The following is a 20499-nucleotide window of genomic DNA, read 5'->3' as shown; positions in this document are numbered from 1 at the left end:
ACCCGTTAAAGCCCGAATGGTTAAACTATCCATCAGTGAGGGGGAGAAAACCCCCTCTGATTGAAGATGAAATTTATTATCGGAAAAATTTATGCCGGGATTATTCTAGAACCCGGTTTTTTGTGCTTTTATAGTCAATAAATAGTTCGCCATTACTACTTTTTTATCGTTCTCCAGAACTTCAAATCCTTTCAGTGGTGAAATCCCCCCTAAAATGAAAATTCACGTCTGGGCATCTACATTACTGAGAATAGGAATTAAATCGATGAAATATGATCGAATTAGTACTTTATGCATGCTTTGTTTCTATTTACACAAGTTACAAATACCTATTTATTCCTATCTGTATAATTGGAAATTGGCATTATTTTATCATACCTAGTCATATCTATGTATTTATTCATTATGATGCAAAAAAATGGTAATCTATCTTCAATTCAAGTCATCAAGAAAACGCAATGATACCAAGGGCATAGCATACTCATTTGTCGAAGTGCTAATTATTTCCATAGAACTTTTCTACTGGAATAAATAGGGTTAGAGTAGATAAAAACTATCAATTGGTAAAGTTCTGTCAATATTCGACAAAAAGAGATTTAGTATCCGTGTATGTTTAGTAGTATCAACTAGATTTTCACAAGCGACACCGTCGGGTACCTACACTAACTTTTAGGAAGGGGGCAAGGGGTGTTTTTTATTGATTTAAAAAATGCAGTTCAATTGTTCTAAAAATCGGAGGGAGGAATGAATTTGAAGAAGCGTAGTCGAATAAGAGTGTTCAGCATTATTGCATCGTTACTCATGGTGTTTTCCCTGGTCACACCTGGAGTTGCGAACGCAGAGCCGAATCAAAAACTCCACGAATCTTTAAATAACTCTAATGTAATTTCAAAGGACAAAGTAAGTGATCGCTTGCTGGAAAGCTTCGGAAAAGCTGACACCGTCACTTTTTTGATAAAATTTAAAGAAAAAACGGATACGGAAAAAGTAGCGAGTGAAGCAAAGCAACATGCAATTAATGCAAATTTATCGGCACAAAAAGCGGAACTTATGCAACGATCGGCTGTCGTATCCGAGCTGAAAACAACATCTATCGAAACACAACAAAATGTTAAACAGTATCTTGAACAGCAAGTTAAAGCAGGAAACGCTAAAGACATCACCTCTTACTTTATCGTAAACGGTATGGCTGTTACGGCCACGAAGGAAGTCGCGCAAAAGGTAGCGACATTCGCAGAGGTTGAAAAAGTGCTACCCAATGAAACGCGCGAACTTTTTGCAACAAAAACTGAAAATGCAGTTGCTCCTGAATCTAAAATTGCAAATGTAGAATGGAACGTTGAGCGTGTCAATGCACCGCAAGTTTGGGACATGGGCATTGACGGTTCCGGTACGGTTGTTGCGAGCATCGATACAGGTGTTCAATGGAACCATCCCGCATTGAAAGAACAATATCGAGGGTATAATGCGGCATCAGGTGATGTGAACCATGACTTCAATTGGTTTGACGCAACTGTAGGACAAGCTACACCATATGATGATGTCGGTCATGGAACACATGTTACTGGCACAATGGTCGGTAGCGAACCGAATGGATCTAACCAAATCGGTGTTGCTCCAGGTGCTAAGTGGATCGCTGTTAAAGCATTCACTACGGCTGGTGGGTCAGATAGAGATTTACTGGCTGCAGCTCAATGGATTTTGGCACCGACAGACGCCAACGGTAATGTACGCGTCGATCTAGCGCCAGATGTCGTGAATAATTCATGGGGGGGTGGTCCAGGACTTGATGAATGGTATCGTGATGTTGTCAAAAACTGGCGAGCAGCAGAAATCTTCCCAGAGTTTTCTGCAGGAAACACGACGCTATCTAATCCAGGCGGACCCGGATCAGTTGCAGCTCCATCGAATTACCCTGAATCTTTTGCAACTGGCGCAACGGACATTAATAACAAAGTAGGCAGCTTTTCTCTACGTGGTCCTTCTCCATATGCAGAAATTAAACCCGACATTTCTGCACCGGGTGTGAATATTCGTTCATCCGTTCCAGGCAGCGGTTATGAAGGCGGCTGGAATGGAACATCAATGGCAGGACCGGCTGTATCGGGCGTGGCAGCACTCCTTCGCCAAGTAAACGCCAACTTAACAGTCGATGAAATGGAACAGATTTTACTTGATACAGCGACACCGTTGACTGACGCAGTATATCCACAGTCTCCGAACCACGGCTATGGATATGGACTTGTCGATGCTTACGAAGCTGTTTCATCAATCGCTAGTGGCCTTGGGAAAATTGAAGGTCAAGTTTCAAAACAAGGTGACGATCATGAAGCACCAACATACAAGCATGATGCGCCTGCAGAAACATATGCAGGAATGGATTTAGATTTGAGAGTTCAAGCGACAGATAATATTAGTATCGCGTCTGTCACATTGAACTATAAGGACGCAGCTAACAAGTGGCAAGCGGTGGAAGCTAGCCGTAAGTCGGGTAATTACCAGTCAGGTGAATTTGGAGCAACGATTGCGGGCGAAAGTATCGCAGGCAATACATTCACTTACAAATGGACAATCAATGACTTTGGGAATAATGAAGTGACAAGTGAAGAATACACGATTCAAGTGAAGCCGGGCATCACAATCGGCTTCTCAGAAGACTTTGAAACAACGCCGATTGGTTGGACTTCATTTGGCGAGAAGAACAGCTGGGAGTGGGGCGTACCAACATCTGGCCCAAATAGCGCCTCTTCAGGTGAAAAAGTATATGCGACAAATCTTGCAGGCACATATGAAACCAATATGAACGCAACACTTGTCATGCCTCCAGTTGACTTGCCAGAAGGGGATTCCTTCTTGCAATTTAAACAATGGCATAACTTCGAGCAATCTTCGGCCGGCAGAGCATGGGATTACGGTCATGTATTCATTTCCACAGATCAGGTGGAATGGACCCAACTACTCATGGTTCAAGGTCAATCGGACGGTTGGATTGACGGTGAAGTTGACTTGTCGGAATATAGCGGTCAACGTGTTTACATCGGTTTCAATGCATTTTCCGACGCTAGCGTTGTAAAAGATGGCTGGTATATTGATGATGTAGCACTGACAACTACTTCAAAAACCGGCAAAATGCAAAAAGGAACTACACAAGATAGTAACGGAAGCAATGAGAAAAATAGCGGTAAAAATCTTGAAGCTATTAAAACCGAATCTGGTAAAGACCTCGGTATTATTAAAGAAAAAGAAAAAGATGCATTCAAAGAACCTATCGATCCGACAAAAATTCACCCGGTAGTTCCTAAGAAAGAACAACCGCCAGTCCAAGACGAAAAGGCAAACCCTACACTGCTTCCTTTAAGTGCACAAGTCAGTGTGCTTGAAACAGGGCGTTCGGTCTATTCGAACCCTGCTGATGGAAAATATTCACTGACGCATGGAGCAGGAACATTTACGGCGAAAGCAGAAGCATACGGATTCCAATCTGAAGAGCAATCCGTAACAATCGAAGCAGACAGTTCAACGAAAGTTAATTTCACGCTAAATGAAATTACACAATCCACGGTAAGCGGTACAATTACTGATCAGTCAACAGGTGAAGCAATTGGTGGAGCAACATTGCTGCTAATCGAAGATGCAAACATTACACCTGTCGAAACAGATGGAAATGGGAATTATTCCATCACCGCTTATGAAGGCGACTACACGTTGAAGGTGATTGCACGTGGCTACCATAGTCAAGAAGCGGCTATCACAATTGGCGACGGCACGACTGAAAAAGATTTCGCACTAGAACCATTTTACACATATCCAGGCGGCGAAATTGGGTATGACGACGGCACAGGCGAGAATGCGCGTGCATTCTACGATGCAGGTAATGGCTGGGGAGTGAAAATGTCTCTTCCAGAAGGTAAAGAATCCGGAATTGTCACAGACGGCGTACTCCGCTTCTGGGATACGGAATGGCCAGTTCCAGGAGGGACGGCTTTTGCAGTAGAAGTATGGGATGCAACGGGTGCTGACGGAACTCCTGGCAAGAAACTTGCAGGACCAATCGATGCACAGGCTCTGCGTAACGGAGAGTGGACAGTTGTAGATTTAACTGAGCACAACATAGTTGTCAGCGGTGACTTTTACATGGTTTACATCCAGAAAGATCCAAGTCCAAATTCACCTGGTCTCGCGACAGATGAAACTGGAACGAACGCGGGAAGAAGTTATCAATATGTATCGGGCGCGTGGTCAGCAGCACCTGCGGCGGAAGGGAATTACATGATTCGTGCACGTGTCAGCTATGAAGTCCATGCACCAATTATTACTTCACCTGCAGAGAACTTCACGACAAATGAATCAAGTATTACGATCGAAGGGACAGCATCACCGACGACAACAATCCAGCTGAAAAACAGCGGAGAAGATGCAGGTTCGGCAGTGGTTGGGGAAGACGGCAAATTCACAATCGAAACTGAGCTTGCAGAAGGAGTAAATGAGTTCAAGGCAGTTTCCACGCTTAATGGCAAAGTGACAGGCGAATCTGCTCCAGTTACAGTGACATTAGATACTGAAAACCCTGAACTGACAATCGATAACCCGAAAAACGGTGATAAATCGAATCGTGAAACGGTTATGGTTGAAGGGACGGTTTCTGATGCTAACCTTGATTGGGTAAAAGTAAACGGTCAAAATGCAGAAGTCATCAATGGAAACTATTCTAAGCGTATTTTACTTGATAACGGTGAAAACGAAATTACGGTTGTTGCAAGTGATAAAGCGAATAACCAAACTTCGAAGACGGTGGTAGTTACAGCTCAATATAATGCACCATCAATCGAAAATTTAACACCAACTAATGATGTCTACTTAACAACAGGCAAAAGTGTAAAAATAGAATTTGACAGTGCCCCAGGACTAAAAGCTAGTTTTGTAATCCACATGCCACTGACAAATGTAGGCAACGAAGTGACAAATGCCACCGAACTTCCATTTAGTGAGACATCACCAGGTCACTATGTAGGTTACTGGACAGTACCGTTTGGTGTCACTGCTGACGGAGCGCGTATTGAAGCAAAAGTTATTGACAACTTCAAAAACGAAGCGCGTAAAATGGCGGAAGGCAAGTTGTTTATAAACATGGAGAATGGAGAAAAAGTGGAAAATGGTGAGATTATTCAAGACATTGAAAGCATCGAGAAAAATAGCATGAGCAATTGATTTACGTATTAAAAATGGACATCGGCAGAATTTTGCCGGTGTTTTTTTGTTTTTGGGAATTGTCCCAGAAGGTATTCAAAGTATAGAAATGAAGGAACAGCAGAAGTACCTGAACATCTTCTTGAAGATTTAGAAGATGCATAAGTCGGATGTCCGACAGATTCTATTAAAGTGGGCGACCAAGCATTAAGTAAAGAGACTGTTTATGGAAAAGGCACACGGTATTATCGGATTGGTATGTCTATAAATATAACTGAGTTTTAGATTAACGTTATGTAAGTGTTATATGTTTAGTCGGAAACACATACCTTAAACTAGGGGGCTGTGAAATGACGGGTTTATACAATTCGGAAGTAGAAAAGTTAGCTCACTTTATGCAGAGGATTGAAGCAGGTGACAAAATTGAAGCCGATGATTGGATGCCTGAAGAATATAGGCTGACATTGATTAAATTGATTTCCATGCATGGAATGAGCGAAATAATGGGGGCTCTCCCAGAGAAAGAATGGGTACCGAAAGCCCCGTCCCTTTCTCGTAAGTTAGGCATTATGGCCAAGGTGCAAGACGAAATGGGTCACGGTCAACTGCTTCTTCGCGTAACTGAAGATTTACTTAAACCATATGGCAAGAATCGCGGAGATTTAATGCAGGACTTATTCAATGGAGACTTGAAATTTCATAATGTATTTCACATGAAAACAACTACATGGGCAGATGCTGGAATAATCGGTTGGCTCGTTGATGGGGCTGCAATTATTACACAAACAAATATGCTTGGGGCTTCTTATGGGCCTTACGGGAGAGCGTTACAGCGTATTTGCGCTGAAGAAGTGTTTCATGCACAGCATGGTGAATCTATTATTATGGCACTTGCGGAAGGTACAAATGATCAAAAATCGATGATTCAGGATTCAATCAATTATTGGTGGGAATCTCTGTTAATGTTCTTCGGACCTGCGAGTAAAGAAACAACAGGATCTTCGAAACAAGATTTGACTATTAAATATAAAATCCGGACAAAAACAAACGAAGAGTTCAGGCAAATCTTTTTTGATAAATATATCCCGCGTATTTTATCTCTTGGATTAACAATCCCAGATCCGACCATAAAATTCGATGCTGAAAGCAAATTATGGACGTACAAACAACCGGATTGGAATGAATTCAAGAAAATTATTAGAAATGAAGGACCTCGTTCTCAGGCACGCCTGAACCTGCGTCGTACATCCTATGAAAATAATACATGGGTGCGAGATGCTTTAAGTGCAGTCGTTAATTAATGGAAGGAGTCAGTAAAATGACTGGAGAAAAAACATTTTATCAAGAATATGAAGTGTTCAGTAAGCGGACACCGAGCTCGGCATTCCAACACCAATTCAGCTTACTGGCTCCAAATGAAGATATGGCACTTATTTTGGCACAGGAAAATTTCATGCGCCGTGAGCCAGTTGCAGACATTTGGATTATAAATCGAAAGAATGTTAGGAAAATGAATGCCGAAGAGAAGATGACGCTCACCAGGCTTGACAATAAAGAGTACAGGACGACAAAAGGCTATGGTTACTTAAAGAAAAAATGGCGTCAATATGAACAGCAAGTGCTTGATGAAAAAGAAATTTTGTCATGGGGAGGGGAGAGGAAATGAGCATAACAGACAATGGCATGAGCGCGGAATATAAAGAAGCAATCACTAGTTTGTTGTTCCAATTAGCAGATGATGATTTTCTGTACGCATTCCGCGGCTCGGAATGGCTCGGACTCGCTCCCCACATTGAAGAAGACGTTGCTTCCTCATCCATTAGCCAAGACAGTATGGGGCATGCGGCGATGTACTACCAATTGCTTGAAGAGCTTGGAGCTGGAAAAGCGGATGACTTGGCCCATTTACGCCCGGCAGATGAAAGAAAGAACAGCATTTTGACGGAACGGGTGAACGGCGAAGGTTATTATATGGAAACACCCAATTATGACTGGGCCTATCAAGTCGTAAGGAGTTATTTTTATATACAAGCGAAAAAGGTAAAAATGGATTCGTTATGTGAAAGCTCATACAAACCTATTGCTGAAGTGGCGATAAAAGTGAAAATGGAACTTTATTATCACAAGTTGCACTGGGAAACGTGGTTTAAGCAGTTAATGAATTCTACAGATGTGGCAAAAAAGAAAATGAATGATGCAATTACGCTTGTTTTGAATGATTTTGGAGATGTATTTTCTTTTGGAAATCAGAAACAAAAGATTGAAAGCAGTAACTTAATAGACAGTGAGGAAGAAATGAAGAAACAATGGCAAGCTATCATCAATCCAGTGTTCGAAACCCTCCAAATGGAAGTACCGTTGATCCCGAATCATCCCGTGATGAACGGACGAAACGGTGAGCACACAAAAGACTTGGATGAAGCACTCGGCACGCTTTCCGAAGTTTACAAACTTGACCCGGCAGCTGTCTGGTAAACGGTACCAGGAAAGAGGTGAATAATATGACTGCTTCTGTAGATGTTTCAACTGAGCGTATTTTTGAAGTACTTATGAATGTGAAAGATCCGGAAATTGATTCGGTGAGTATTATTGATCTTGGAATGGTGGGCGAAGTTACAACCGAAGGAAATAACGTCAAAATCACACTTCTACCGACTTTTTTGGGATGTCCTGCACTCAAATTTATTAAAACGAATACAGTAAATGCTGTGAAAAAACTACCGGAAGTTGAAACGATTGAAGTAGAATTCGTCTTTCATCCGCCATGGACATCAGACCGTATAACGGAACAAGGTCATGTGAATCTGAAAAAATTTGGGATTGCTCCACCGCCCCGCTATTTTGAGGAAGATGGATCATGGCATGTGGATTGTGCCTATTGCGGATCTGGCTATGTATCAATGGAAAATATTTTTGGACCGACGGCCTGCAGAAGTATTTTGTATTGCAAAAGCTGTAAAAACGTATTTGAGGCAATGAAACCCGTGTCTACATTAATGTAAAGTGAGGAGAAGAAAAAATGGCTAAACTAATTGCTTTGTACAAACACCCAGAAAACAAAGAGGCTTTTGATGATCATTATTTCAATGTACATTCACCGCTAACAGCAAAAATCCCAGGTCTCCGTGAAATGAAGGTAACAAAAATATCAGGATCTCCAATGGGAGGTGAAGGGAAATATTACCTCACATGTGAGATGAAGTATGACAATCTAGAAGCGTTACAGGCAGGTTTGCGCACAGCTGAAGGAAAGGCATCAGGCAAAGATTTGATGGGGTTTGCGGGTGATCTTGTTACATTAATGATTGGTGAGGATGCCTAGTGTATAGTTTTGAATTCATTGAAACGACAGTAAAGGGAAACATCGCGGTGATTGAACTGAATCGTCCTCGCCAGTTAAATTCGTTGAATCGGAAAATGGTTTGTGAAATCGTTACTGCAATGGAAATGTTTGATCGAGAAGAAGAAGTTCGCATTATCGTCCTTACTGGAAAAGGCCGTTCATTTTCAGCTGGGGCTGATATTGATGAAATGACTGGAGATGACCCAGTCAGCCTTGAACTCTTGAACCAATTTGCTGATTGGGACCGTTTTACACTTATTAAAAAGCCAATCATTGGTGCAGTAAAAGGCTTTGTTTTAGGAGGGGGATTTGAGCTTGCATTGTGCTGTGATATTTTAATTGCAGCAAGCGGTACAGAATTTTCATTCCCGGAAGCAGGCCTCGGCGTCATGCCGGGTGCAGGAGGGACACAGCGGTTGACGAAACTTGTCGGACGTACGAAAGCGCTCGAATGGCTTTGGACAGGAGAGCGTATTTCCGCGGTAACAGCACTCAAACATGGAGTCATTAACAAAGTTGTTGCTCCTGAACTATTAATGGAAGAAACTCTGAAGTTTGCAAATCGACTAGCCAAACAACCACCGCTCTCACTGCGCCTTATTAAAGATTCGGTTAATAAAGCAGTGGATTATCCCTTGTATGAAGGAATGCAGTATGAACGGAAAAATTTCTACCTTCTTTTCGCATCACTGGACCAAAAAGAAGGTATGAGCGCATTTGTTGAGAAAAGAAGGCCGGATTATCAAGGAAAGTAAGGAGTGTGCTAAATGTTTGAGACAATTCGTTACGATGTCAAAGATGGAATTGCGTGGCTCATCTTAAATAGACCTGACAAACTGAATGCTTTTATCTCGCAGATGAATCGTGAAGTAAAAGATGCAATCAAAGCGGCATCATACGATGAACAAGTGCGCTGTGTTGTCATTACAGGTGAAGGACGGGCATTTTGTTCTGGACAAGATTTATCAGAAATTGATGAATTTATGGATCATGGTCAAGTGTTAAGAGATCATTATGGACCGATGATCCAGCAAATCAGAAAATGTGAAAAACCGATCATTGCAGCAGTAAATGGTGTAGCAGCAGGGGCGGGGTTTAGCCTTGCGCTTGCTTGTGACTTTAGACTAATGTCTGAGCGTGCCAGTTTATTAAATGCATTCATCCATGTGGGGCTTATTCCGGATTCAGGTAATCTTTATTATTTAACACAATTAGTCGGACAATCTAAAGCTGCAGAATTAGCCATTTTAGGAGAAAAAGTGCCAGCTACAGAGGCGGTTGCAATGGGTCTTGCAAACCGACTGATTCCATCAGAAACATGGGAAGAGGATGTATCTGCATTTGCAACACGACTTGCCGCTTTACCAACAAAAGCAATCGGATTAATCAAAGGCTCATTGATGACGATATCAGAACTTTCTTTTGAAGAATATCTTGAACATGAAGCCCAAGGACAGCGAATAGCTGGTTTAACAAAAGATCATCGCGAAGGCATCAATGCATTTATGAAAAAAAGAAAACCTGTTTTTACAGGCCAATAGGGGGAAGTAAACCATATGACAAAAACCCATGAAATCGAAATCGAACAAGAAACGATGAAGCGTGATTTCTACAAACTTTTTATCAACGGTGAACAAGTCGAAAGTAGCAGTGGCGAGCGCACAAAGATTTATAATCCGGCGACGGGTGAACTACTTGCTGAAGTAGCGAAAGCAACGAAAGAAGACGCTGAAAAAGCTGTTCAAGCTGCCAGGGATTCATTTGATAATGGCAAATGGAAAATAACTCCTGCAGGACGGCGTGCACGTGTACTAAACAAAATTGCAGCAATTATGGGCTCCCGCTTTAATGAGCTGGTAGAACTAGAAATTTTGAATACGGGTAAATCACTTGCAGCTGCTAAAGGGCAGATTTCACAAGCCATTGAAGACTTTGAATTTTATGCGGGCGCTATTGTTGGACATGGGGGTTCTGTGAATAATGTACCTGGTCAATTCCATAATTACACAGAAAAAGAACCACTTGGTGTATGCGCGCAAATTATTCCGTGGAACTATCCACTTATGATGGCTGCTTGGAAGATTGCTCCAGCTATTGCAGCAGGGTGCTCCGTCGTTATTAAGCCAGCGTCTCTCACGCCACTTACAGCTATTATTCTTGGAGAAATTTGCTACGAAGCAGGGGTTCCAGCAGGCGTCGTTAACATTTTGCCAGGATCTGGATCTGAAATCGGTAATTACTTGGTAGAACATGAACTAGTGAATAAAGTTGCATTCACGGGTTCTACACCAATTGGAAAAGACATTATGGCAAAAGCAGCAGGAACAGTAAAACGCGTAACACTAGAACTTGGTGGAAAATCCCCAAGCCTTGTTTTTGAAGATGCAGATATTGAAGCAGCCGTTGATGGTTCACTCTACGGAGCTTTCAATAACACAGGTCAATCGTGTGATGCGCGTACACGCATCTATATTCATGAAAATGTGTACGATGAGTTCGTTGAGAAATTTATTGCTAAAACAGAAAAACTTGTAATTGGGGATCCATTTGATAAAGGAACACATATGGGCGCAGTTATTGATCAGTGCCAGTTGGACACATTGAAAATGTATGTTCAATCTGCAATTGATGAAGGTGCTGAAATCCTTACTGGTGGTAAAGAATTAAAACCAGAAGGCTTTGAAAACGGATTTTGGTATGCGCCGACAATAATCGGAAACGTAACACAAGACATGAAAGTTGTTCGTGAAGAAATCTTTGGACCAGTTGTCGTCGTATCGAAGTTTAAAAACGAAAAAGAGGCAATTGCATTAGCAAATGACTCAGATTTTGGGCTAGCTTCTTCTATTTGGTCAACAAATACTGCAACTACAACACGTGTTGCGAACCAAATTCAAGCGGGAATCGTTATGATCAACACGCCATTCTCTGCATTCCCAGGTACACCATTCGGTGGCTATAAACAATCCGGATTTGGCCGTGAGCTAGCAATCGGATCGCTTGATCTTTACACTGAAACAAAAAGCATTATGTCGTACTTTGGCAGTCGTCCAGTAAATCCATTTGGACTATAAAGAAAAGCGAAAGGCGCCCGCAAGACGCGACAGGCATAAGACGATCTAGTGACGTGGCGCTCTTTGCCACATAGCTGGATTGCTTATGACCAAGGGGGTGGCGCGTGGAGCTAGACACTGCTCCAAATTGAAAAACTAATGTTTTCTTATCTTTTTAAAAACGACGGACAGGGATGTATGATCTCCTGTCCGTATTCTTTCATCATAAAAAGGAGGATCACTTATGATTAATCGAATAGTTGTTGTCGGTTCCGGTGTGATGGGCAGAGGAATAGCCTATGTCGGAGCGATTGGCGGATATAAAGTTACAATTGTCGACATCAATGGATCCGCATTGGAAAATGCGAAACAAGAAATTGATAGTATCTTTGAAAAAGGTCTCGCACGCGGAAAGATATCAGCAAATCAGGCTGAACAAGCGCATAGTAATTTAAATTATGAAAGTGACTTGGCAAAAGCCGCAGAGAATGCGGATTTAATCATTGAAGCTGTTCCTGAAAAGGCTGCCATTAAAAAGCAAGTATTTGAAACGATTGAAGAATATGCACCAGCACATTGTTATTTTGCAACGAATACATCGACGATGAGTCCGACAGAAATTGCTTCTTTCGGTAAACGCCCAGAAAAAACAATCGCCATGCACTTTTTCAATCCCGTACATAAAATGACTCTTGTTGAAATTGTCCGGGGCTTGGAAACGAGTGATGAAACGGTAGAGACGATTAAACAAGTTGCTGTCAATATGGGAAAAGAAACGGTTGTTATTAATGAATTTCCTGGGTTTGTAACAAGCCGGATTAGTGCGCTTGTCGGCAATGAAGCATTTTATATGCTGCAAGAGGGACTTGGAACAGCAGAAGAAATTGATAAAGCAATTAAGCTTGGCTTAAATTACCCTATGGGTCCATTCGAGCTCGTGGATTTAGTGGGTCTTGACACACGTTTGAACAACTTGAACTATTTATATGACAAGCTTGGAGAAAAGTACCGTCCAGCGCCTCTCCTAGAACAATACGTAAAAGCGGGGCGTCTTGGACGGAAAAGCGGAAAAGGTGTCTACGATTATACACATGGAGAAGAGTTGATTACGAAATGAGAGAAGTAGTCATAGTAGACGCTGTTCGTACACCTATTGGCAGGTACAATGGCGCGTTAAAAGACGTACGTCCAGATGATTTAGGTGCAATCGTCATTAAGGCACTTATTGATCGAAATCCAAATCTTCCCGCAGAGCAGATCGAAGAGGTCGTTCTCGGAAACGCCAATCAGGCTGGAGAAGATAACCGCAATGTTGCACGTATGGCAGGTTTGTTGGCGGGTCTTCCAGTCGAGGTGGGGGGCACGACGATTAACCGTCTTTGTGGTTCAGGCATAGACGCTGTCATTTACGCTGCAAGAGCAATTGCAGTTGGGGATGGTGATATTTACATTGCAGGCGGAACGGAAAGTATGACGCGTGCCCCGCTTGTTATGGCAAAGCCGGATAAGGCAAATCCACGAGGTAATATGGAACTACAAGATACAACAATTGGCTGGCGCTTTACAAATGAAAAACTGCAAGAAATGTACGGAACGGATTCGATGCCGCGTACCGCTGAAAACGTCGCGCAGCGTTACACGATAACGCGAGAAAATCAGGATTTGTTTGCATATGAAAGCCAACAACGTGCAAAGGCAGCAATAGAAGCTAACAGATTTTCCAAAGAAATTGTTCCGGTTGTTTATACGGATAGAAAAGGCAATGAAATCACTGTAGATCAAGATGAACATCCGCGGCCGGACATTACGCTTGAGAAACTGGCACAATTAAAACCATTATTTGAGGGCGGTACAGTTACAGCAGGCAACGCATCAGGTGTTAATGATGGCGCGTGTGCATTGCTTCTTATGAGTGCCGAAAAGGCGAAGGAACTAAATCTTAAACCTTTAGCAAAATATGTTGCGGGGGCAACGGCGGGACTTGAACCGGCTGTCATGGGGCTTGGTCCGATTATTGCTTCAAAAAAAGCGCTAGTACGTGCGGGATTGACGATGAATGATATAGGACTCGTCGAAGTGAATGAAGCCTTCGCTTCCCAATCACTCGAGTGCATTAGACAGTTAGAGTTGGACGCTGAAAAAGTAAACGTCAATGGTGGAGCAATCGCTTTTGGACACCCTTTAGGCGCGAGCGGTGCCCGAATTTTAACGACACTCTTATATGAAATGAAAAGACGGAATGTTCAATATGGACTCGCAACAATGTGTATCGGGGTAGGCCAAGGAATTGCGGCAATTATTGAGAATGTCTCGGAATAATAAAAGAACTGTCGAATCGTGATACATCGATAAGGAACGAAAAAAGAAAGAGTGAATATCATGGCAAATACACAATCAATGATTTTTACAATCTACGGTGATTATATCCGTCATTACGGCAACAAAGTATGGATTGGCAGCTTGATTCGGTTATTGAAGGAATTTGGTCATAATGAACAATCGGTTCGAGTAGCTGTCTCAAGAATGATGAAACAAGGATGGATTCAATCCGAAAAACAAGGCAACAAAAGTTATTATTTCTTGACGGTGCGAGGGGAAGCACGGATTGAAGAAGCGGCAATTCGTATTTTTAAATTAAACCCAACTGAGTGGGACGGAAAATGGCGCATGCTTATGTATACGATTCCGGAAGAAAAAAGACAAATTCGTGATGAACTTCGAAAAGAGTTATTATGGAGCGGATTCGGAAGTTTTTCAAATGGATGCTGGATTTCGCCAATTGATCTCGAAAAAGAAGTGAACCTTCTTATTGAAAAGTATGATATTCAGTTTTACGTAGATTTCTTTGTATGTGACTACAAAGGACCGCAAGCGGACAAGTTGCTCGTTGAAAAAAGCTGGCCACTTCAAGAAATTGAAGGGAAATATCAAGAATTCATTGCGACGTACAGCAAAAAATACATTGTCCACCAAAGTATAATAAACGAAGGTAAAATGACGGATGCAGAGTGTTTCGTGGAGCGCACCAATCTTGTGCACGAATACCGAAAGTTTCTCTTTACAGATCCAGGTCTCCCAAAAGAGCTGCTGCCTGAAGTGTGGAGTGGTAATCACGCTACTCTGTTATTTGAACAATATTATAAATTGCTCGCTCAATCAGCAAGCCGTTTTTTCGAACAGGTATTCCAAGAAGACAATGACATGCGAAGGAAAGATAAAACGTATGACGCAGATGACCACCCGCTTATTAGTGACTACTTAACAAACTAAAAAGTAACTGGCTGCCCAAAGTCACGGGTTCTTTTCGGCTGATAAAAGGTCATTTAACAGATCAAACGGTGTCCCCATCGGCACGCTTTTAGAGTATCAATTAGCATCGCATTTAGCGGTGCTTTTATTTTTTTCTTATATAATCCTGCATCTCGGCTATAAAGAGCGCTTGCCTTATGACTTCGTAACTTTAGTAATGAAAATATCGGAAAAAATAAGCCTTATGGAGCGTTTTTTCTCAAATGGGAAAATTATTCCTCTTTATATTCGTATGACATAATAGGTAAATGTTTTCATTCATCAGATTTTTGAATGCGGCGTGGAGAGGGATGTTTATCGTTAGGGGATTATTTGCTACTAAAAGAGATTGGAAGCAGTTGATGTTGGTTTGGAATAAAATTTGATCTGAAATATCCCCAAAATCCATATTTTAAGTTAAATGATAAGAACTCGTTTTGAAAAATGATTGATCAAAACGGGTTAATTCTTTGTGAAATACTATGCGATTTTTATAATAAAGCATGATCATTTTCTACCTAGTAATTCTAAAACAATCGGGCCCGATTGCGGTATAAATATTATGATTTTGCTAAGACAGAGTTAAAAAATCGGAATTCTCTTCTGGATATTTGTGTCTACTATGGTTCAAGACGTTGATAGCTTACATTTCTTTGCGGGAGATCCTATTCTACTAAGGATTCTGTTATTTTCCCATCTAGATTTTTAATCGCCAACATCGAATTATCCTGAATGATTCCTGTATCTACGAAACCAAATGAAGCGTATAATGTTTTAGCTATGACATTACTTGTTCGATAAAAGAGGGCTACATATTCTGCTTCTCCATCTGGCGTAGTTTCAATATCCATCAACATTTTTTCAAAAGCAAGTTTGCCATAACCTTTCCCCTGGTAACTCTTTTCAATCATAATATGCCAAATGAAATAGCTCTTCTTCCCGTAAAAAACTTCATTTTCAAACGATTCATGATCCAACGTATCATAAATATACATCAAAAACCCAACCGCAACTTCATCGGCATAAATGGCAAAGGGAGTTGCTGGTATACCGTCTGAGTTCAACATATGAGCATCTGCAAAGCTTCTAAGGTTAGTAGTTTCTATTAAGTCTTCCTGGTTTTCTTCAACTTCAAGTGCTACTATTTCATCTATGTTATCCCCGGTTATCTTTCGTAATCCAATCATTTTTTTCTCCTCTCCTAAGACAAGCCACTTCTACACTTGGCCTAAAACACTCCAAACATCATTTCCATAATTCTCGAAATAGGGTACACAAAATATTCACCAATGCTAACTCTTTTTCCCCTGTGATTTCTAAACCTTATTCCGCAAAATGGCTCGTTTGTTGAATTGTCATAATCCATCTTGTCAATGCAATTGTATCAAACCTTTTACAAATTATCGGACTTTATTACAAATGATCAATCTTTATTTTAAATCTACAGTTGAAAGTAATTGTCATTGTTGCCGGATAATCGGGGGGGGGGGATGCTTTTTGAAGGTACTTGATGTTCATCCATTAAAGAATCGACTCCATCGGAACATCACCATGCTTGATCGTCTAGGAAACGAAATGGAAACCATCGATCGAGCGGTTCAAGGACTCGTTGCGATGGAAGATTCGTTGAAAGGCGAAGGCGGCAACGCAATTCGTACATTTTACGCGGATTGCCACTTGCCGTTCCTTCAGTTTTTCAAGCTATAATTACATCACGAATTTTTCGAATCAAAATATGAAGGTATATTCCAGACTAACTATAGGTCAGCGCATGACAAAACAATAGAATCAGGAAGAACGTGGAATTGGGAGAAATGTTTAAAACGAAGGTGGATGTAAATAGTATTATGTATTTGTCCGTGACAAGTAGCATTATTAAAGACTTTTTTCGGTGGTAATTACTTATTGATGTGCATTTTTGTTTTTGTATTTTCTAAGATGTGGTAGTTCGATTGTTGAAAGGCAGTTGAATTGAATAAAAAAACGCGGACATAAAAACTAATAAATTGAAATATTTATATATTTCGTTTAGGACAATATGTATAATTGATAAGGAATGGAGGAGATATCAATGTTGAAAACAAATATAGAAAGCGTTAAGGGATATAAAGAAATGAATATTTCTTATACGTTGTTGAGAGCCGAAGAAAACTCGGGAAATTTGACCATCTTTCTTCCAGGTGCAGGATATACCATTCGGAGTCCTCTGTTTCATTATTCAACAGATATATTTTTAAATAAAGGCTTTGATGTATTGCAAGTTAATTATCAATACAATGATAAAGTCTATGCAGAATTTAGTATGGAAGAATTAAGCGAAGCAATTAAATACGATGTGAGAACAGTAATTGATACTGTTTTAAAGGGAACTTCGTATGAAAACTTTTATATAATCGGCAAATCTCTTGGAACAATTGCTATGAGCTCAGAGTTAAGGAGGGATATCTTCGAAGAAGCTAAAGCAGTATGGTTAACTCCGTTGATTCAAAGGGATGATGTTTTCGATGCAATGGTTAGCAGTACTAATAGTGGGTTATGTTTCATCGGAGATAATGATCATTGTTATACCGAGGAAAGGTATAATCAATTGGCAAACAACCCAAAAATAGTTGCGAGACTCATTCCTAATGTCAATCATAGCTTGGAATATGAAAATAACACAGTCGAATCAATTGAGGTTTTAAAAAGTGTAATAGATGACATTAATAACTTATAAAAGCATAGCTAATTGTTATGCTAATTTGTTGTAAATTTGCAGTCGTCGGAGCAACCTATCCATCTGATGCAAAAAAGGTCAGAGAATTGTTACCACATTCCATATTTTTAGTTTCTGGGCTGAGGTACAAGGTGGTAATGCTGAAGATTAAGCCGAATTCTATGATGAAAAAGGGCTAGGGTCTAAAAGTGCGGACTGCCAGAGAAAGTGTCAAGCGAATTAAGAACCACCAGTTTCTAAGCCGGTGATATTGAAATGCATCCAAAACGTTGAACCTGAATAGTTCAGCGTTTTTTTGTTGTTAATAAATCACGTGTTTTTATTAACTAACATTAACCAGGAAATAACTTAATCAACACTAGGCAATTCGTGTACAGTATGTTTGATTAATTTGGATTGAACGACGTCTATACGATTACCGAGATGTCTTGATAAAAGCAGCCAAAGATACAATTTTGGCTGCTGAAGCATTCTCTATAGTTTTGTCTTTTTTAAATTTAAGGAAGTGTCACTTTCTTATAGACCATCGAATGATCAGAGGCATAAACATTGCTTAAAGTAAGCGAGAAACACATTGTACAACGTGCAAGAGTACCCGAAATTGTATCTTCGGGCACTTACAATCTCTATAGAATGTCATCTACTCTTTCATTAAAAAGCAAATGAATTTTTTACTTGAGTATTATAGGGACGCGACAGGCAACTATTCGCAACAGGATTACCGAAAAGTGTGTGGCTAGGAAGGACGAAGTCATTCCTAGCCACACTTGCCCTTGGGGAAAGATGTTGTCATGAATATTTCGCCGAAAGTGAACCGAAAATGATCCAGTGAAAATGGGGGTTTTCAAGCATTCTCACTAGTGTTTTACGCAAGTAAATGGTTAATTAACAGACGTGTTATTGTCCTTCGTTTTTAAAAATCTCCCGATAGTCATAGCCTTTTTGAACATATGAATCGATCGATAATTGAATGATCTCGAAGTCTTTGTCGTTCAATTCCCTTACTACTTTTCCTGGAGAACCGACAACCAATGAACGAGGGGGGATTTTCTTGCCTGGTGGGATTAATGTGTTGGCGCCAATAATACATTCTTCACCAATTTCTGCGTGGTCAAGAATTGTAGAACCCATTCCAATAATCGATCGCTTTCCGACTTTGCAGCCATGCAGGATAACGTTATGCCCAACGGTAACTTCATCTTCAATAACGACTGGAGCATCTTCATATAAGTGAATTGTTGAATTATCCTGGATACTGCATTTATTACCGATTGTAATCGGCCCTTCATCTCCCCGCAAGACCGTGTTAAACCAAATAGTAGATTCTGCCCCAACTTGAACTTCTCCAATAATTTTTGCACCCGGAGCGACGAAAACCGAAGGATCAAGAACAGGGCTTTTTCCTTTAAATGTGATTAACAAAACTATTCCCCCTCAAATTAGTTTACTAATCTTAATTATCTTTTAACTCTTCTTAGCATAACATAATTGCACAGGGGTGGAAGAAAAATGATATACGTTTGTAAAGTGCTTCAAATCACTCTTCCAATTATACAAGGTGGAATGGGGAATATCAGTAACGCAAAACTGACAGCGGCTGTTTCAGAGGCAGGGGGACTCGGCACAATTGGATGCGGAACAATGACTCCAGATGAAGTCGAAAAAATAATAGTTGAAACGAAAAAACTGACAAACAAGAATTTCGCAATCAACATCGCAATCAGTATTTCACCATACGTAACAGAGCTGATTAATCTTGTCATTAAACATAATATATCAGTTGTTTCGCTATCAGCAGGAAATCCAGTACCTTATATTCCCCTACTACATGAACAAGGCGTGACAGTCATTGCGCTTGTAGCCTCAGTAAAACACGCACTTAAAGCTGAGGAAGCGGGGGCAGATATTCTCGTGGCAGAAGGGTTTGAAGCAGCTGGCGTCAACTCTAACTTGGAACTGACGACATTTACGCTACTCCCTCAAATAGTGAAGAATGTTAACGTGCCGGTAATTGCTGCGGGGGGAATCGGTGACGGTAAAGGTTTGGCAGCTGCGCTGACGTTAGGGGCGAGTGGTGTGCAAATGGGTACCCGTTTAATAGCGACAAAGGAAGCTCCATTTCATGACACGTACAAGCACAACCTTGTGAATGCAAGTGATACCGAAACGTTACTTATTGGACGCAGTGTAGGGCGGCTGAGACGGATATTAAAAACGCCATACGCAATGAAACTAAAAGACTTAGAAAAAGCAGGAATGACATTGGAACAATATAGTGAAATGACTTCGGAACAACAACATGTCTTGGGTGCAATCGAAGGCGATATGGAAAATGGTTTTGTCAATAGCGGCCAAATTGCAGGATTAATTGAAAACATCCCGACTGTGAAGATTCTACTTGATAGCATGATGGAAGAAGCAGAAAATCAACTGAATAAATCGATAGAAGAAATTAAGGACATAAGGAAAAATGAGTAATTTAAACTATAACTTAAGTAGGGATAGCGGATGAAGTGTGGGTTAAACATTGGTAGAGAAGAGACGATCGAAATAATTGTGACAGAGGATATGTTTGCTTCTTTTGAGGGGAAAGTTGTACATCCCGTCTATTCAACAGTAGCAATGACATATCATATGGAGTGGGTTTCTCGAAAAATTATTCTTCCATTTTTGGAAGAGCATGAAGAGGGAATGGGTGCATCAGTCCAACTAAAGCATCTTGCTGCGTCTCCACTTGGATCTAGAGTAACCTTGACAGCCAATTTAATTGAGTTTCGTGACAATAGGGTTGTGACAAAAGTCACTGCAGAAAATCATTTAGGGCTTATCGGAAAAGGTGAAGTGATGCAAGTTATATTGTTAAAGGAAAAAATTGCGGAAAAGCTGAATGAAGCTTCATCCTGAAAAAAGAG

General features: G+C 40.8%; 18 protein-coding genes. 16 read left to right on the top strand and 2 right to left on the bottom strand.

The window, feature by feature from the left end:
• Positions 1–744: 744 nt before the first annotated feature.
• The 12 genes from ACGLYD_RS10860 (at position 745) to paaX (ending at position 14853) form a co-directional block, all read left to right on the top strand.
• Positions 745–5208, top strand: a complete 4464-nt coding sequence (locus ACGLYD_RS10860) for a S8 family serine peptidase (protein WP_399632911.1) — start codon at positions 745–747, stop codon at positions 5206–5208.
• 329 nt (positions 5209–5537) lie between these two features.
• Entirely contained in the window at positions 5538–6488 is a 951-nt protein-coding gene (paaA, locus tag ACGLYD_RS10855; protein ID WP_399632908.1) for a 1,2-phenylacetyl-CoA epoxidase subunit PaaA, read from the top strand.
• A gap of 17 nt (positions 6489–6505) precedes the next feature.
• Positions 6506–6853, top strand: coding sequence for a 1,2-phenylacetyl-CoA epoxidase subunit PaaB (gene paaB / locus ACGLYD_RS10850; protein WP_067210636.1), 348 nt, complete (start codon positions 6506–6508; stop codon positions 6851–6853).
• On the top strand, positions 6850–7662 hold the full coding sequence (gene paaC, locus ACGLYD_RS10845) for a 1,2-phenylacetyl-CoA epoxidase subunit PaaC (protein WP_399632905.1): 813 nt from the start codon (positions 6850–6852) through the stop codon (positions 7660–7662). Before paaB ends, paaC begins: the two co-directional genes overlap by 4 nt.
• 26 nt (positions 7663–7688) lie before the next feature.
• Positions 7689–8189: a 1,2-phenylacetyl-CoA epoxidase subunit PaaD gene (gene paaD / locus ACGLYD_RS10840; RefSeq protein ID WP_399632902.1), complete on the top strand. Its 501-nt coding sequence runs from the start codon at positions 7689–7691 to the stop codon at positions 8187–8189.
• Positions 8190–8206: 17 nt separating this feature from the next.
• Complete coding sequence (locus ACGLYD_RS10835) at positions 8207–8509, top strand: EthD family reductase (protein WP_067210629.1); 303 nt, start codon at positions 8207–8209, stop codon at positions 8507–8509.
• Positions 8509–9285, top strand: a complete 777-nt coding sequence (locus tag ACGLYD_RS10830) for an enoyl-CoA hydratase/isomerase family protein (RefSeq protein WP_399632899.1) — start codon at positions 8509–8511, stop codon at positions 9283–9285. Before ACGLYD_RS10835 ends, ACGLYD_RS10830 begins: the two co-directional genes overlap by 1 nt.
• A 12-nt stretch (positions 9286–9297) precedes the next feature.
• A complete protein-coding gene (locus ACGLYD_RS10825; RefSeq protein ID WP_067210624.1) occupies positions 9298–10071 on the top strand; it encodes an enoyl-CoA hydratase-related protein in 774 nt (257 codons plus the stop codon).
• A gap of 15 nt (positions 10072–10086) precedes the next feature.
• Complete coding sequence (locus tag ACGLYD_RS10820; protein ID WP_399632896.1) at positions 10087–11604, top strand: aldehyde dehydrogenase family protein; 1518 nt, start codon at positions 10087–10089, stop codon at positions 11602–11604.
• Between the two features lie 223 nt (positions 11605–11827).
• Positions 11828–12700, top strand: a complete 873-nt coding sequence (locus ACGLYD_RS10815) for a 3-hydroxyacyl-CoA dehydrogenase (RefSeq protein ID WP_067210620.1) — start codon at positions 11828–11830, stop codon at positions 12698–12700.
• A complete protein-coding gene (locus ACGLYD_RS10810) occupies positions 12697–13902 on the top strand; it encodes an acetyl-CoA C-acyltransferase (protein ID WP_354312695.1) in 1206 nt (401 codons plus the stop codon). The genes ACGLYD_RS10815 and ACGLYD_RS10810 overlap by 4 nt, the downstream gene beginning before the upstream one ends.
• A gap of 60 nt (positions 13903–13962) precedes the next feature.
• Positions 13963–14853, top strand: a complete 891-nt coding sequence (paaX, locus tag ACGLYD_RS10805; protein WP_082786609.1) for a phenylacetic acid degradation operon negative regulatory protein PaaX — start codon at positions 13963–13965, stop codon at positions 14851–14853.
• A 683-nt stretch (positions 14854–15536) separates the two neighbouring features.
• Here paaX and ACGLYD_RS10800 read toward each other — a convergent pair.
• On the bottom strand, positions 15537–16058 hold the full coding sequence (locus ACGLYD_RS10800; protein ID WP_340742365.1) for a GNAT family N-acetyltransferase: 522 nt from the start codon (positions 16056–16058) through the stop codon (positions 15537–15539).
• A gap of 310 nt (positions 16059–16368) precedes the next feature.
• Here ACGLYD_RS10800 and ACGLYD_RS10795 point away from each other — a divergent pair, with 310 nt between their 5' ends.
• Complete coding sequence (locus ACGLYD_RS10795; RefSeq protein ID WP_399632891.1) at positions 16369–16578, top strand: T7SS effector LXG polymorphic toxin; 210 nt, start codon at positions 16369–16371, stop codon at positions 16576–16578.
• Between the two features lie 364 nt (positions 16579–16942).
• Positions 16943–17587: an alpha/beta hydrolase gene (locus ACGLYD_RS10790; RefSeq protein ID WP_399632888.1), complete on the top strand. Its 645-nt coding sequence runs from the start codon at positions 16943–16945 to the stop codon at positions 17585–17587.
• Between the two features lie 897 nt (positions 17588–18484).
• Here the strand turns inward: ACGLYD_RS10790 and ACGLYD_RS10785 are convergent.
• A complete protein-coding gene (locus tag ACGLYD_RS10785) occupies positions 18485–19009 on the bottom strand; it encodes a gamma carbonic anhydrase family protein (RefSeq protein ID WP_340742362.1) in 525 nt (174 codons plus the stop codon).
• Positions 19010–19096: 87 nt separating this feature from the next.
• On the opposite strand from ACGLYD_RS10785, the gene ACGLYD_RS10780 reads away from it, so the two are divergent.
• Positions 19097–20065: a DUF561 domain-containing protein gene (locus ACGLYD_RS10780; protein ID WP_340742361.1), complete on the top strand. Its 969-nt coding sequence runs from the start codon at positions 19097–19099 to the stop codon at positions 20063–20065.
• A 30-nt stretch (positions 20066–20095) separates the two neighbouring features.
• Positions 20096–20491 carry a thioesterase family protein gene (locus ACGLYD_RS10775; protein ID WP_067210598.1) on the top strand — a complete coding sequence of 132 codons (396 nt, stop codon included), beginning with the start codon at positions 20096–20098 and terminating at the stop codon, positions 20489–20491.
• Positions 20492–20499: the final 8 nt, after the last annotated feature.

It is taken from the genome of Sporosarcina sp. SG10008 (genome assembly GCF_044569405.1).
Lineage (GTDB): Bacteria > Bacillota > Bacilli > Bacillales_A > Planococcaceae > Sporosarcina > Sporosarcina psychrophila.
This window is presented reverse-complemented; position numbering and strand designations above follow the sequence as displayed.

What these genes read in the sequence shown, in the direction of transcription:
- ACGLYD_RS10860 (WP_399632911.1), top strand. Translation starts at nt 745, where the DNA reads ATGAATTTGAAGAAGCGTAGTCGAATAAGAGTGTTCAGCATTATTGCA.
- paaA (WP_399632908.1), top strand. Translation starts at nt 5,538, where the DNA reads ATGACGGGTTTATACAATTCGGAAGTAGAAAAGTTAGCTCACTTTATG.
- paaB (WP_067210636.1), top strand. Translation starts at nt 6,506, where the DNA reads ATGACTGGAGAAAAAACATTTTATCAAGAATATGAAGTGTTCAGTAAG.
- paaC (WP_399632905.1), top strand. Translation starts at nt 6,850, where the DNA reads ATGAGCATAACAGACAATGGCATGAGCGCGGAATATAAAGAAGCAATC.
- paaD (WP_399632902.1), top strand. Translation starts at nt 7,689, where the DNA reads ATGACTGCTTCTGTAGATGTTTCAACTGAGCGTATTTTTGAAGTACTT.
- ACGLYD_RS10835 (WP_067210629.1), top strand. Translation starts at nt 8,207, where the DNA reads ATGGCTAAACTAATTGCTTTGTACAAACACCCAGAAAACAAAGAGGCT.
- ACGLYD_RS10825 (WP_067210624.1), top strand. Translation starts at nt 9,298, where the DNA reads ATGTTTGAGACAATTCGTTACGATGTCAAAGATGGAATTGCGTGGCTC.
- ACGLYD_RS10820 (WP_399632896.1), top strand. Translation starts at nt 10,087, where the DNA reads ATGACAAAAACCCATGAAATCGAAATCGAACAAGAAACGATGAAGCGT.
- ACGLYD_RS10815 (WP_067210620.1), top strand. Translation starts at nt 11,828, where the DNA reads ATGATTAATCGAATAGTTGTTGTCGGTTCCGGTGTGATGGGCAGAGGA.
- ACGLYD_RS10810 (WP_354312695.1), top strand. Translation starts at nt 12,697, where the DNA reads ATGAGAGAAGTAGTCATAGTAGACGCTGTTCGTACACCTATTGGCAGG.
- paaX (WP_082786609.1), top strand. Translation starts at nt 13,963, where the DNA reads ATGGCAAATACACAATCAATGATTTTTACAATCTACGGTGATTATATC.
- ACGLYD_RS10800 (WP_340742365.1), bottom strand. Translation starts at nt 16,058, where the DNA reads ATGATTGGATTACGAAAGATAACCGGGGATAACATAGATGAAATAGTA.
- ACGLYD_RS10790 (WP_399632888.1), top strand. Translation starts at nt 16,943, where the DNA reads ATGTTGAAAACAAATATAGAAAGCGTTAAGGGATATAAAGAAATGAAT.
- ACGLYD_RS10780 (WP_340742361.1), top strand. Translation starts at nt 19,097, where the DNA reads ATGATATACGTTTGTAAAGTGCTTCAAATCACTCTTCCAATTATACAA.
- ACGLYD_RS10775 (WP_067210598.1), top strand. Translation starts at nt 20,096, where the DNA reads ATGAAGTGTGGGTTAAACATTGGTAGAGAAGAGACGATCGAAATAATT.